This is a genomic window from Myxococcus stipitatus DSM 14675 (assembly GCF_000331735.1).
Lineage (GTDB): Bacteria > Myxococcota > Myxococcia > Myxococcales > Myxococcaceae > Myxococcus > Myxococcus stipitatus.
Genome location: NC_020126.1, coordinates 10,107,139 through 10,121,292, shown reverse-complemented (window position 1 = coordinate 10,121,292; position 14,154 = coordinate 10,107,139). Strand labels below are relative to the sequence as shown.

Sequence of the window (14,154 nt, the reverse complement as noted above, 5' to 3'; positions counted from 1 at the left end):
CCTGGGGGACTCCAATGATTCGATGGATGCTTGCGATACTGGCTTGCGCTGGTGCGGGGGGCTGCGCCTCCAGCCGTGATGCGCTGAAGATTCGTGTCGTGGATGACGCCAAGGGACCTGTCCGGTACGAAGGTCCGTTGGCGGGCCCCCATGACAGCATGGAGGCTCTCGTCGAGGCCGCTTGCGAGCGCATGCGGGAGCCGCCCGCTTCGTCTCGTGACGGCCGCTCGTGGGGGTACTGCGCGGTCTTCTTCTCCGCGCCTGATGACGAAGGAAGGGAGAAGTGGTTCGTGGGGCACGTGGCCCCGCTTCGAGCCGAGGGTGAAGTCTCGGAGCGATACTGTGTCCTGCCGATAGACCTCGTCGCCCCGAGCCACACGGAGATGCTCGCGCTGGGCGGTGCGTACGAGCCGCGCCTCGGCAGGCAGGATTGGCACCCGACCTTGTTCCTCAATGAGCGGACGGGAAAGACCTGGGAGCGGGATGTGCTGGTCTTCTCTCTCTCTTCGCCTGATTCATGCCGGGTCAACAGCTACATCGGCTTCAGTCGGGTCGTCACCGCGCTCCAGAAGGGCAAGTTCGTCCCAGTCGGCACGGTCTACAACGGCCGAGGCCGGGTCGAGCAGCTCGCGGTGGCGGACTAGGATGCGCCGGGAACTCGGAGTCCCGTGAGCCTGTTTGTGTGGACGGCTGCGCCGCGAGCGCTCGGTGCGGTGCTCGGGCCACTGATGAATGGATGACATTGTTCGTCCCCCACGAAGCGGGCGGTGGTGTTCGGCCTTCTCCTCGCCACTTCTTTCCCCGCCCATCCGAGAGAGGTTCGGCTACTAGATCGCTGGCCGATGCCCCTCGTCTTCCTGCCCGACGTCGAGACGCTGTTCCTCTGGGGACCCGAGCCCCTCCCTCGCTCGCTCTCCTCGCTGACAGGCCTGGGCACGGGGGCCTCGGCGGTGCTTGTCACTCCTGGCGGGCCGCGGGAGTGCGTGGGCCGCGGTTTGCCGCTCGCCGCCACCGTCGAGCGACTCGCGGTGGTGTCCATCTCCGACATCGAAGGGCTCCCGGGCTCGCTCGCCACCTGGACGCTCGCCAGCAAACTGGCGTTGGACTTGCTCGCTCGCGAGCGCGTGGTGCCCACGCTTGTGCGCGCCAGCGCGCATCTGGAGGCGCGCTGGGCCGCGGCGCTCTCCGCCTCCGAGGACTCCAGCCGCCTCGTCGCGCTCGCCCGGAGCATGCCCGCCGCCGCGCACGCGGTCCCCGTGCTCACCGGGCGCGCCCCCTCTGTCTGGGCCCCGGAGGCCCTGCTGCGCGCCTTCGTCGACGCGACCGTTGACTCCTTCGTCCGTGCCGCGCGCGGTGGGCCCACCTTGCCCGCGCGCGCCGCATCCCGTCGACCGGCGTCCTGGGACGAGCGCTGGCGCGCGGCGCTCACCGGGCCGCGCCGCGACTTCGCCCCCGAGGGATTCGCCGAGCGCTTCGTCGCGGACGAGTTGGAGCGCTGGAGTGAACCCGCGCTCGGCGCGAGGGACAGACTGCGCGCGTGCTTCCGGCTCGAGCTCCCCACGGCGGACCGCGAGCCCTTCACGCTGAGCTTCCACCTCCAGGCCCCCGATGACCCGAGCCTGCTCGTGTCCGCCACCGACGTCTGGAAGACCCGGGGGCACCGCCTGGAGAAGCTGGGCCGCGCCTTCCGTGCCCCCCAGGAGTCTCTGCTCGAGGCGCTCGCTCGCGCCGCCCGGCTCTTCGCGCCCATCGGCCTCGTGCTCGAGAGCCCGCGCCCCCATGCCCTCCTGCTCGAGCCCGATGCCGCATGGACGTTCCTCTCCGAGGGCGCGCGGGTGCTCGCCGACGCGGGCTTCGGAGTCATCCTTCCTGGCGAGCTCACCTCTTCGGGCCGGCGTCGGTTGCGCCTGCGCATGCGCGTGGGCGCGAGCACGAAGGCTGCCGGCGTCGTCGAGGGCTCCGCGGGGCTGGGGCTCGACGCGCTGCTGCGCGTGGATTGGGACGCGGTCCTGGGGGATACGCCCCTCTCGGCCCAGGAGCTCGCGCTGCTCGCCGAGCGCAAGGCGCCCCTGGTCCGCTTCCGAGGTGAGTGGGTCGCGGTGGATCCCCACGAACTCGACGCCATCCAGCGCCACCTGGCCGAAGGGCCCGGGCGGATGGTGGCTCGCGAGGCGGTGCGCGTCGCCCTGCTCGGCGAGACGCGCCATGGCTCGCTGCCCGTCACCGTCACGGCCACCGGCGCGCTCGAGGAGCGCCTGGGCCGGCTGCGCTCGGGCGGCGCCACCGCCCAGGTCGCGCCCCTCTCCCTGCGTGCCACGCTGCGGCCCTATCAATCGCGGGGGCTGCACTGGTTGGACACGCTGGCCTCGCTGGGGCTTGGCGCCTGCCTCGCCGACGATATGGGCCTGGGCAAGACGGTGCAGATTCTGGCCTTCCTGCTGCGGCGGCTCGAACGGTCGCCGCGCGAGAGCCGGCCCACGCTGTTGGTGGCGCCCACCTCCGTGGTGGGCAACTGGGAGCGCGAGGTGGCCCGCTTCGCGCCGTCGCTGCGCCTGACGCCCCACTACGGCGCCGAGCGCGCCCGCACGGTGGGGGACATGCCCCAGGGGCCGGGCTCGCTCGTGCTCACCACCTATGGCCTGCTGCGCCGTGACGCGGAGCTGCTCGCGCGCGTGGACTGGGCCACCGTGGTGCTCGACGAGGCGCAGAACATCAAGAACGCGGCCTCGGCCACGGCTCGCGCGGCTCGGGCGCTGCGCTCCAGCGAGCGCTTCGCCCTCACGGGCACCCCGGTGGAGAACCGGCTCGCGGAGCTGTGGTCCATTCTCGAGTTCGCCAACCCGGGGCTGCTCGGGCCCCTGGAGACCTTTCGGCGGGAGCTGGCGCTGCCCATCGAACGACACGGCAACCCCGAGGCCGCGCAGCGACTGCGCCGAATCGTCGGCCCGTTCGTCCTTCGCCGCCTCAAGAGCGACCCGGCCATCATCTCGGACCTGCCCGCGAAGAACGAGATGAAGGTCGTCTGCACGCTCACCCGTGAGCAGGCCTCGCTCTACAAGGCGGTGGTGGACGAGGAGCTGCGGCGCATCGAGGAGTCCGACGGCATCGAGCGGCGGGGCCGCGTGCTCGCGCTGCTGCTGTTCACCAAGCAGATAGCGAACCACCCCGCGCAGTACCTCGGTGAGTCGGGGCCGCTGCCGGGGCGCTCGGGGAAGCTGGCGCGTGTGACGGAGATGCTCGAGGAGGCGCTGTCCGCGGGGGACAAGGCGCTTGTCTTCACCCAGTTCCGGGAGATGGGAGACAAGCTGGTGGCTCACCTGTCGGAGCACCTGGGGCACGAGGTGGTGTTCCTGCACGGCGGCACGTCTCAGAGGGCTCGCGATGAGTTGGTGCGGCGCTTCCAGGACGAGCCCCACGGGCCGCGCGTCTTCGTGCTGTCCGTCAAGGCTGGTGGCACGGGGTTGAACCTGACGGCCGCGAGCCATGTGTTTCATTACGACCGCTGGTGGAACCCCGCTGTCGAGGACCAGGCCACGGACCGCGCGTACCGCATCGGACAGCGGCGCGCGGTGCAGGTCCACAAGCTGGTGTGCGCGGGCACCGTCGAGGAGAAGATAGACGTGCTGCTCGAGCGCAAGCGCCAGCTCGCTGAGCGTGTCGTGGGCACGGGTGAGCATTGGGTGACGGAGCTGGACACGGCCGCGCTGCGGGAGCTGTTTTCGTTGTCCTCGGGCGCCGTCGCGGACGAGGGAGAGGCGGAGGGGGAGCCGGCACGGAGGCGGAAGCCTCGAGGCGTGGCGCGCGGGAAGGGAGGGGTGTCATGAGCCGCTGGGATGGTTGGGGTTGGAAGTCCGCGCCGAAGCGGCCGCCGCCCGAGCACGGCATCAAGTTAAAGAAGGCGGGCTCTACGTGGTGGGGGCAGGCCTGGCTGGAGGCGCTCGAGCGCGTGTTGGGGGGAGACTCGGGGCGGCTTGCTCGAGGACGGACGTATGCGCGAGCGGGGCGGACGCATGACCTGGTCGTCGGTGGGAGCGGGGTCACCGCGAAGGTGACGGGCTCACGGCCTCGGCCCTATGTCATCTCGTTGAAGTTGGGGCGGTTTGGCGAGGCGGTCTGGGAGAAGGCGCTCGCTGGGATGGCGGGGCAGGCGCGGTACGCCGCGGAGCTGCTGGATGGGAGGATGCCCCAGGACATCGACGCGGTGTTTCGCGCGGCGGGGGTGAGCTTGTTTCCCGAGAGCCGAAAGGACCTGACGACGAGCTGCTCGTGTCCGGACTGGGGAGACCCGTGCAAGCACGTGGCCGCCACGCACTATGTGTTGGGTGAGGCGCTGGACGGTGACCCGTTCCTGTTGTTCGAGCTGCGCGGCAGGACGAAGGCACAGGTGCTGGAGGCGCTGCGGGCCGCGCGCGGGGGAGAGGCGGTGCGTGCGCGGCGCCCGGCGACACAGCGGGCGAAGACGCAAGAGGCTCGTGCCCGGCCCGAGGTGGTGGGGGTGAAGCCGGGGAAGCTGACCGAGGTGAACTATGACCAGCCGCGCGCGCCGCTGCCGACGATGAGCTTCTCGTTCGATGCGCCAGTGGTGCCTGGGGCGGTGCTGCGACAGTTGGGGGCGCCAGGCTCTTGGGGGGCGGAGGACTCGCCCGGGGAGGTGCTGGCGCCGAACGTGCGCGCGGCGGCGGAGGTGGCGCGGCGCATCGCGCTGCAGGAGCCTGGGGACTTGGTGGAGGACGTGGGCGCGACGAGGACGCGGAGGCGTTCGAGGAAGCGGGGAGGGGGATGAGTGGGGCCCAGTGTTGCGGTCAGGTGGTTTCGGTTCCTTGCCGCGGGTGGTTTCGACGGGGCCGCGGGAGAAGCGCATGTGGCCGCGAGGGCGGTGCGCGGCGGTGGCGTCTTGCTGGGGGCGGTGGATGCGGACGTCCAGGGGTGTGCGGGGTGTGGAGGGCGTGACAGTGTTTGGAGTTGGACTTTCAAGCACCTCCGCGTGGCGGAGGCTCGGGAGGGGAATCGAGGTGAAATGCCGAATCCTGGCGCGGGGTTGCGGCTCTTTTTCAGGTGAATAGGTGCTTGAATGGGGAAATGCGTTGGAGTTTCGAGGGGTTGCGGAGTGTGGGTGATGGAGTGGGAGCGGGTTGCTGCGAGGAGGGTGGGGGTGCTTGAAAACAGGGGGGACAAGCAGGCGGAATCGTTCGAGATTCCAGGGCGGCTCCGCCGCTCGCCGTGATGCCGGAAGGCGTTGAGCACTACTTCATCGCCGTGGCGACGGCCTTCAAGCCGTGGCCGCCGCTCGCCGTGATGCCGGAAGGCGTTGAGCACTCATACTTGGACATCTTAGACCTCGGAATCCTGGGCCGCCGCTCGCCATGATGCCGGAAGGCGTTGAGCACCAGGTATCCATACAGAGAGATGCTACCTGTAAATCCCCGCCGCTCGCCGTGATGCCGGAAGGCGTTGAGCACTCCTCGGCCCCGCCACTGCCAGCGCCTGCCGCTCGAGCCCGCCGCTCGCCGTGATGCCGGAAGGCGTTGAGCACCGTCTCAACCAATGATTTCGTCAGGACTGTAATACCGCCGCTCGCCGTGATGCCGGAAGGCGTTGAGCACCCGTAGAGCTGGGGCGGGAACGTCTCGAACGGGATCGCCGCCGCTCGCCGTGATGCCGGAAGGCGTTGAGCACAAGTTGTAGCGAGCGGTGGAGCTACGGAAGGGGGTGAGCCGCCGCTCGCCGTGATGCCGGAAGGCGTTGAGCACACGCAATCATTATCATTTCTTTTTCAGTCATGTGTCCCCGCCGCTCGCCGTGATGCCGGAAGGCGTTGAGCACAAATCTCCGGGCGACATGGTAACAAAGGAATTGTTACACCCGCCGCTCGCCGTGATGCCGGAAGGCGTTGAGCACTATATGGCCCAAATCGAATTCTCTCTACAGGCCAACCGCCGCTCGCCGTGATGCCGGAAGGCGTTGAGCACTGAGAAGGCGCGTCGCATTGGTGTGATGGCAATGGTCGGAGCCGCCGCTCGCCGTGATGCCGGAAGGCGTTGAGCACTCTTGATGCCGCGCAGCGCGGCTTCCACCTGGACCGGCCGCCGCTCGCCGTGATGCCGGAAGGCGTTGAGCACAGTGACTCGGGAAACTCCAGGTCGCTCGTGTCAATCCCGCCGCTCGCCGTGATGCCGGAAGGCGTTGAGCACATTTGGGGAATCTGATACTTCGTCACCGTTTCCAGGTCCCGCCGCTCGCCGTGATGCCGGAAGGCGTTGAGCACGCTTCTCCAGATCGTCGACGCACAGGACCCTCCTCTCCGCCGCTCGCCGTGATGCCGGAAGGCGTTGAGCACTGATGGCGAGCCGAGAGAATGACGAGCTCGTCCGCCGCCGCTCGCCGTGATGCCGGAAGGCGTTGAGCACTGGATCGCGCCCGCGATCACCGCCGTGAACGTGACCGCCGCTCGCCGTGATGCCGGAAGGTGTTGAGCACTTCTTCCCCGCCTTCACCCATCCCCCCATCTGGTCGACCGCCGCTCGCCGTGGTGCCGGAAGGCGTTGAGCACGAGCGCGCACCGATTGGCACCTCGCCACCTGACGCCGCAGTTCGCCGTGATGCCCGAAGGCGTTGAGCACCCCTTGAAGTGGACCTTGCCGTTGAGGTCGTCGTCCGCCGCTCGCCGTGATGCCGGAGGGCGTTGAGCACGTCAGTCATCTCGCCGATGCATTCACGGAACGCGTGGACCGACAGGGTTGATGTCGGCGGGCGTGTGCGCATTCGTCGGTGTTGGATGGATCCGCGGTCGCCGAGCGCGCCTGATGCGCGCCACGGGTAGTGGCTGCCTTGGGCATGGTCGCCCACCGCGAACCACTTGAAGCGCACCACGCCACCGTCGCCACATTCCTGTCCGGACGGGTACCCCGAAGAAAAATCACGAGGCCGCGAGGGATGCGCGCGCGGTTGGCGTCTTCCTCGGTGGACATGTGGAACACCGAACCTCCATTCATCGAGCGTGCCCCCCCGAGAGCCTCGGGCCTGGCGATTCGCGGGCGCGAGATGCCCGCGTTGTCCATCCCATCGGGGTGGCATCGGCTTTCCGTGCGCGTTGTCGCTCAATGACCTTCCAGCCCGAGGGTTCTGTCCGCCTCGCGCGACGACGTGTCCTCCGTCATATCCAGGGCCTCCCCGGTGAGGCCGTCGCACGCCCCTGCCGTCATCACTGCCCCGCCGACGCGGGCCGAGGAGGAGTCGAGGTGAGTCCATGTCACCGCTGAACCTGCCCACGCCATCCAAGGACGCGCCGCGCCCTCTGCGCCTCCCGGGTGGACCGAAGCTGGAGTCGTTCTCCTTGGAGCTGAGGACCGTCACGCCCATCCTCGGGGGCGCGCCCGTTCCGCGTCAGCTGCCCACCGTGGATGTCATCCGCGCTCCCTCCCTGCGAGGCCACCTGCGCTTCTGGTGGCGCGCACTCCACGGCCATGCCTACAGCGATGCATCCCGGCTCGACTTCGCGAAACGTGAGCGAGACCTGTGGGGCGGGATGAGCCTGGGCAAGGAGGAGCCTCGGCGCTCTCTGGTGTCGCTCTGTGTGAGTGGCGTCAGCGATGCGAGCCCAGACCTCGCTTCCATCCATCCGAGCGAACCGTCGTTCTACGCACTCTGGCCCACGCGAAATGGCGACGGAGACGCACCCTCGCCGAGGTGGAACCCGGGCCTCCGGTTCACCCTCGAAGTCCGCGCCCCAGAAGGCGTGCTCATGCAGGAGGTTCGCAACGCCTTCCGCGCATGGGTCCTCTTCGGCGGCTACGGCTCGCGGACTCGCAGGGGCTGTGGCTCAGTGACACTGGTCGACCCGAAGGAGCGCGAATCGTGGCTGCCCAAGGACGCGTCCCGAGCCGAGTTGTGCCGCCTCTTTGGTGACCTGCCATTCCTGCGCCCCGACCTCGCCGGCGAGCCGCGAGACTTGCCGCTGTTTCGAGGTGCCCGGCTCTATCGCGGCCATCGCGGTGAGTCGCACTCCATCGGCAACGAAGCCTGGCTGCAGGCGTTGGGCTGGCTGCGTGACTTTCGCCAGGGCACCGCGGGCGCGCCCGATGACCGTCCGAGGAACCCTGCTCCCGACGACGACAAGAAGCGGGCGCGGCGCTCCAATTGGCCGGAGGCGGACAAGATTCGCCACCACGCGAGGCCGGGTCCGCGCGCCTACCCCGAGGAGCATGCGCCTCGTGAGCAGTACACGCGGAGCCCCGCGTGGCCTCGCGCGGGTTTCGGGTTGCCCATCGTCTTCCACTTCCAACAAAAGAAGAGGGGCACGGCCAAGGAGTTCTACAAACCGGCCGAGCCCGAGGGTGTCCAGCTCCAGTGGGTCATGGACCAGGAGCGGGAGGCTCGGGACAGGCTCGCCTCTCCGCTCATCGTCAAGGCGATGCCGCTCGCAAACGGGCGCTTCGAGCCCATCGCGCTGTGGCTCGAGCGTGGCTATCCCCAGGGGGGCAAGGTCGTCATGGTGCAGTCGAACCGTCTCATCGAGGCGACGCGCGCGTCGTTCGACACGCTTCACGCCAGCGACGACAAGCCCCTTTTCAAACGCTTGCGAGACGCGAAGTCGCTGCGCGACGTGTTCTTCACCTGGCTGAGTGACACGCGAAAGGCGCGGGAGGTCTAGGTCATGGCAACGCAATCCCAAGTGCTTGTCCTCAAGGTGGGCCCCGTGCAGGGCTTTATCAGCCAGTCCCGCCGCACGCGAGACCTCTGGTTCGGCAGCCATCTGCTCTCCCACGTGAGTCGCGCGATGGCGCGCTCCCTCCAGGCATCAGGCGCCGAGCTCATCTTTCCTCACCCGGAGCAGCTCCAGGGGCCGACGTCCGGACCGGAGTGTGTCGCGAAGGAGGACGCCGAAACTCCGAAGGGTTTTCCCAACAAGGTGCTCGCCGTCCTGACAGGCGACCCGGAGTCCATCGCGAGGGCCGCACGCACGGCCGCGAGGGACGCCTTGCTCGCGGCCTGGGAACGGGTGCGCCACAAATGCGGGGGCCTGCTCGCCGAGGGCGCCGACGCCTGGGCCAACGAGCAGCTCGAGACCTTCCTGGAGTTTCACGCGGCTTGGGTGCCTCAAGGAGAAGGTGGTTACGCGGTGGCACTCGAAGAGGCCGAGGCGCTGCTGGAGGCACGCCGGGCGCTGCGTGAGTTCAAGGCTTGGACGCAGCTGCCTCCCGCCGGCACGCACAAGTCGAGCCTCGATGGCGGCCGACCCTCGGTGCTGCGCGGAAAGCGGTCCAAGGGCGGTGAGTGGAAGGGGCTGCGAATCGGCGAGCGCGAGGAACTGGATGCGCTCGGCTTGCTCAAGCGCGCGGGGGGAGACCCGGGGCAGTTCGTCCCCGTGCCGAGCATCGGGCTGGCGGCATGGCTGGAGACGGCGAGCAAGGAGCACAACCGGGAGCTCTCCAACCTTCGTGGGGCCTGCGCGGATGGCGGGTTCACCAAGGTCCATCGGACGGACCTGTCGTGGGTCAACGCCTTCCCCTTCGACGGACAGGTCCTTCTTCCCGAGCGAGTGCTGCCCTGCTTCGAGGAGTGGAGCGACGGGGGAGACCGCAAGAGCGTCCAGCTCGAGGCCGAGCGCTTCGCGGCGGGCGCCGTTCAACCGCTGCTCGATGTCATGGGTGTCGCGCCCTATCCCTATGTGGCGTGTCTCTGCGCGGACGGCGACAACATGGGGCAGGCCCTGCGCGAGCTCGCGGTCCACGGAGGCATCGAGGCTCACCGGGGCGTCTCCAGGGCGCTCGCGAACTTCACTTCGGAGGCGAAGGACATCGTTCAGTCCCGGTTCCGAGGGATGCTCGTCTACGCGGGCGGTGACGATGTGCTCGCCTTCGTGTGTCCGCCGGATGCCGTCGCGTGTGCCCGCGAGCTGGCGTCTGCATTTCAGCGCCACCTGAAGCCCGCCATCAACGGCGCCGTCAAGGAGCTGCCGACGCTCTCGGTGGGACTTGGGATTGGCCATGTGCTGGAGAGCCTGGGTCAGCTCTTGAATCTGGGGCGGCAGGCGGAGAAGGCCGCGAAGAACGCGGGACGCAACGCGCTGGCCATCCTCCTGGCGAAACACGCGGGCCGTGAGCGACTGTGGACCTCGAGCTGGGTGAATCCCGTCGAGCCCGTGGGGCGGCTCGCACAGGACATGACGTTGCTGTCCTCCGGCCGTCTGCCTTTGAGCAAGGTGCACGAGGTCGAGGCGATGTCGCGCCGATTCGCCGCGGACGTCGCGGACTCGCACTCGAAGGAACAGGCGGAAGTTCTCGTGGACGAGGTGCGGCGCATCCTGTCGCGAGCCGAAGCGGGGCGGCGGGAGGACCCCATGTCACTCGCTGACGTGGGACTGGAGGACCTGTCGACGTCGGATGGGCGAAAGGCTCACGCGAAGCTTCAGGAGTGGGTGTCTCGAGTGCTCGTGGCGGAGACGTTGGAGCGCGCCGGTCGGAAGTTGGAGCCCAGGAAGGGTGGTGAGGGATGAGTCAGGAATGCTTCGTACTGCTGCCTCGCGACGGGTTGTCCGTGAAGGACGGGCGCGGCTGGTACACGAGTGAGGTGGGGCGGGGCTACTCCCATCCGTGGCCGTTGCCCACGACGGTGAGGGGAGCTCTGCGCGCCGCTTGGGGGCAGGACCTCATGACCACTCAGCCTGGCGTGAGGATGACGCCCGAGGAGTGGGAACAGCGCTCGGCCGGCGTGAAGCTGACGCGCTTCGTTGCCCTGCGGCGCTCCTTGGCCGAGTCTCCGTTCAAACAAGGTCACCGGATGTGGCCGTTCCCCGCCGATGCGGTGTTGGTGGGGGGCGAGAGGGGGGCTGTCGGGCGGGTGGAGCAGCTGCTGCCTCGGCGTCCCGCGATGGGGCGGGCCGCGACCACTTTGGGGCCCGATGAGGACGCGGCTCGCGAGGGGCTGTGGCACCCGCGCCGGGCCTCGAAGGGAAAGCCCGCCTCGGCACCTCGCTTCTGGTCCGAGGCGGAGATGGTCCGCTGGCTCTTGGGCCACGCCGTCGCCATCCCGAGAGAGCTCAGCCCCGAGCAACGCACGGACGTGCATGTGTCCATCCACCCCGACCGACAGACGGCGGAGGACACGATGCTGCACTCGCGCCAGGTCGTGGAGTTGCTGCGACTGGAGCGCGAGGGAGAGACCGCGCCGCGTGCCGTGGAGTGGGCGCTAGGCCTGTGCTGCGAGCAGCCGACGCGAGATTCGGTTCGTGGCTTCCCTTCGGGCGTGTTGGGCCTGGGAGGACGCAGGCGCCTGACGAACGTGGAGCCTGTGACGCCAGACCTGTTCGCCTGCCCTCCGGAGTTCCAGCCAAAGGGGACGAAGGGGCTCCGGTTGGTGTTGGCGACGCCCGCGAGCTTCGTGCGGGGCTGGCTCCCGGACGGCTTCGACCAGGACGGCGCGGTGTACGTGGGCACGTTGCCCGAAGTCTCGGGGCCGGTGGTGCTGCGGGCCGCGCTGGTCCCTCGGGCTCAGGACGTGTCCGCGTGGGACATGGTGAAGAAGGAGCCTCGGCGGACGCGGCGGTGGGTGCCCGCGGGCGCTGTCTATTTCTTCGAGAAGCTGCGCGGTGAGGACTTCACCGCGGAAGAGCTGCGCGCGTTGTGGCTGGCCTCGTGGGGCGGCGGCCATGAGGAAGCGCTCGGGCAGGTGCTGCCCGGTGTCTGGACACCGCCCCCTGCGTCTGGAGCCTGAGCCATGGAAAGCCGAGCCTATCTGCTGCAAGCCCTGTCGCCCCTGCACGTGGGGACAGGTCAGAGTGTGGGAGTCATCGACCTGCCGTTGATGCGGATGCGCGCCACGGGCATCCCCATCGTTCCCGGCTCTTCGCTCAAGGGCGTGCTGCGTGACTCGCGCAAGCACGACTCGGACAAGGCGCGGAGTGATGCCATCTTCGGGCCTCGGCGCGAGAAGCCGGGTCCTGAAGGGGACCAGCCTGGTGAGTACGCGGGGGCGCTGGTGGTGGGGGATGCGCGACTGCTCGCGCTCCCCGTGCGCGGCTTCGTGGGCACGTTCGCGATGGTGACGTCGCCGCTGCTGCTGGCGCTCGCCCGTCGGGACTGGGGCGGTCGCATGGGTGGCGGCGAGGTGCCGGGACCGGTGGCCCCACTTGCGAAGTACCAGGCGCGTGTCGCCTCGCTGAAGAACAGCGCCTGTCTCTATCGCCACGATGGCCAGCCTCGGGTCTACCTGGAGGACCTGGACCTGGAGGTGGAGAACAAGGACGACACCGTGCTCGCCTCCTGGGCCGAGGTGCTCGGTCGCGCGCTTCCCTCGGATGAGCGCGACATGCTCATGCGCCGGCTGGTGCTCGTGGACGACGAGACGATGTCCTTCCTCTGGGAGACAGCGACGCAGGTGGACACCCGCGTGAGCATCAACCCCGAGACGGGCACCGCCGCACAGGGACAGCTCTGGACCGAGGAGAGCCTGCCCGCGGAGACGCTGCTGATGGGTGTGATGGCCGCCACGCGGGCCTGGCATCCCGAGCGCAAGCTGGAGGCGGGTGAGGTGCTCTCCGAGGCCCTGGGCGGGCCCGGGACGATGTTGCAGCTCGGTGGCAAGGCGACGGTGGGGCGTGGCTGGTGCCGGCTCCTGTCGTGGCAGAGCGGTGGTTCGGAGGGGCGGCGATGAACGGCCAGACGCGAGAGCAGCTTCGGGCGATTCATGCGTATCAGTGCGTGAGGGCCGTCCCTCAGGGGATTCGCGCGGACTACAAGCCACGCGTGCATGGATTGGGTGCATCGGTCCTTCGGGATGGGTTGGCTGCGGCGCTCACGTTCCTGGAGCGGGAGAAGAAGGCGGACGAGCAAGCGCCGCTGGAGACGAACGCCGCGAAGTGGCTGTTGAGAGACCTCGCGAAGTCGCTCGAGAATGCGCCCATCCCCGAACTGAAGAAGCGGTTGGCCACGATGCCTCTGCCGGACGCCGTGAGGGAATTGAAGCTGGAGGAATACATGCTGGCCACGCGCGAGACGCTGCGGCTGGTGGTGTGGTTCCGCCGCGCGGTGCAGGCCACGTTCAAGGACTCGGAGCCGACTCGTGCGCAATGACTTGAGAGGACTTTCGCAATCGCTCGAGGATGGCCCCTCGCACGCGGGGCTGGCCCATGAGCGTTACGCTCCGGAGAAGGATGACCTCGAAGAGAAGGAGTCTCCTTGGCGCAAGTGGTTGCAGTGGATGGAGGAGGCCCGTGTCCCTCGCGACTACGCCGTGGCCTTCTCCCGCTGGCGCGAGTCCCTTCGGCAGTGGCACACCGCCTCCGTCACGGTGCGAGCGGCGAGCCGCCTTCTCGTGGGCCATGGGAATGCCTCGCCCACGGGCGTGGGATTGACGCTGCACCACACGTGGGGCGTGCCGGTGATTCCGGGCTCCTCGCTGAAGGGCGTGCTGGCGGCCTACCTGCGCGCGGCCTTCGAGCCCGCCGAGGTGGAGGTCGCGTGTCGCAGGCTGTTCGGTGTGCCAGGAGACAGGCTCACGGGACAGGGCGCGACCGCGGGAGAGGTCCTCTTCCACGATGCGCTCTGGGTGGCGTCTCCCGTCAAGAAGGAGGAGGAGAAGACTCCGCTGATGCTGGCGCGCGACGTGCTGACCGTGCATCAGAAGACCTGGTACGGCGACGCCACGGCCTGGCCGAATGACTACGACTCTCCAAACCCCGTGGCCTTCCTGTCGGTCCGGCCCGAGGGGCGTTTCCTCCTGGCGTTGAGCGTGGCCCCGGGTGCGGATGCGGAGTCCGTCACGTTGCTGCGCTGGGCCACGGACCGGCTCTGTGAGGCATTGAGCCAGTGTGGTGTGGGGGGCAAGACGTCTGCAGGGTACGGGCGGCTGACTCCCGAGGGTGAGGTGGTGGTCAGTCCCCCTCGTGCGGTGTCTCGACCTTCGCCGGTGCGGGATGAGTTCACGACGTGGCTGGACGCGCAGCGCGAGGCGAAGACGGAGCAGCGCAAGGTCCTCGAGGACTTCGAGTCGGAGTGGCTGCGGCGGTTGTCCACGTTACCGCTCGGGGCTCGCGAGGAATGTGCTCAGGCGATGCGCACGTTGGTGAAGAAGAACCCCAAACTCCTGGAGCGCCGTGATGACTTGCTTGTGCGACTGCTCGCCCCTTCGACGGGCAATCACTGAGGTGTTGAGGAA

9 protein-coding genes and 1 CRISPR repeat array are annotated in these 14,154 nt (G+C 68.7%); all 9 genes read left to right on the top strand.

Annotated elements, in window-relative coordinates; translation table 11 throughout:
• Nucleotides 1-26: 26 nt before the first annotated feature.
• Nucleotides 27-644 (top strand): hypothetical protein, encoded by a 618-nt coding sequence (locus MYSTI_RS39375; RefSeq protein ID WP_169558697.1) that lies wholly within the window; start codon nucleotides 27-29, stop codon nucleotides 642-644.
• Between the two features lie 198 nt (nucleotides 645-842).
• Nucleotides 843-3,824, top strand: coding sequence for a DEAD/DEAH box helicase (locus MYSTI_RS39370; protein ID WP_015353464.1), 2,982 nt, complete (start codon nucleotides 843-845; stop codon nucleotides 3,822-3,824).
• A gap of 122 nt (nucleotides 3,825-3,946) precedes the next feature.
• Nucleotides 3,947-4,783, top strand: coding sequence for an SWIM zinc finger family protein (locus MYSTI_RS39365; RefSeq protein WP_233278106.1), 837 nt, complete (start codon nucleotides 3,947-3,949; stop codon nucleotides 4,781-4,783).
• 425 nt (nucleotides 4,784-5,208) lie between these two features.
• Nucleotides 5,209-6,691: a CRISPR direct-repeat array (repeat unit 37 nt; unit sequence CCGCCGCTCGCCGTGATGCCGGAAGGCGTTGAGCACT).
• A gap of 555 nt (nucleotides 6,692-7,246) precedes the next feature.
• A complete protein-coding gene (locus MYSTI_RS39360; RefSeq protein ID WP_015353461.1) occupies nucleotides 7,247-8,650 on the top strand; it encodes an RAMP superfamily CRISPR-associated protein in 1,404 nt (467 codons plus the stop codon).
• Nucleotides 8,651-8,653: 3 nt separating this feature from the next.
• Entirely contained in the window at nucleotides 8,654-10,495 is a 1,842-nt protein-coding gene (gene cas10 / locus MYSTI_RS39355; protein WP_015353460.1) for a type III-B CRISPR-associated protein Cas10/Cmr2, read from the top strand.
• A complete protein-coding gene (locus MYSTI_RS39350) occupies nucleotides 10,492-11,712 on the top strand; it encodes a type III-B CRISPR module-associated Cmr3 family protein (RefSeq protein WP_015353459.1) in 1,221 nt (406 codons plus the stop codon). The genes cas10 and MYSTI_RS39350 overlap by 4 nt, the downstream gene beginning before the upstream one ends.
• 3 nt (nucleotides 11,713-11,715) lie before the next feature.
• Nucleotides 11,716-12,651 (top strand): type III-B CRISPR module RAMP protein Cmr4, encoded by a 936-nt coding sequence (gene cmr4, locus MYSTI_RS39345; RefSeq protein ID WP_015353458.1) that lies wholly within the window; start codon nucleotides 11,716-11,718, stop codon nucleotides 12,649-12,651.
• Nucleotides 12,648-13,070 carry a type III-B CRISPR module-associated protein Cmr5 gene (cmr5, locus tag MYSTI_RS39340; RefSeq protein WP_015353457.1) on the top strand — a complete coding sequence of 141 codons (423 nt, stop codon included), beginning with the start codon at nucleotides 12,648-12,650 and terminating at the stop codon, nucleotides 13,068-13,070. The genes cmr4 and cmr5 overlap by 4 nt, the downstream gene beginning before the upstream one ends.
• Nucleotides 13,060-14,142 carry a type III-B CRISPR module RAMP protein Cmr6 gene (cmr6, locus tag MYSTI_RS39335; RefSeq protein WP_015353456.1) on the top strand — a complete coding sequence of 361 codons (1,083 nt, stop codon included), beginning with the start codon at nucleotides 13,060-13,062 and terminating at the stop codon, nucleotides 14,140-14,142. Before cmr5 ends, cmr6 begins: the two co-directional genes overlap by 11 nt.
• Nucleotides 14,143-14,154 lie beyond the last annotated feature (12 nt).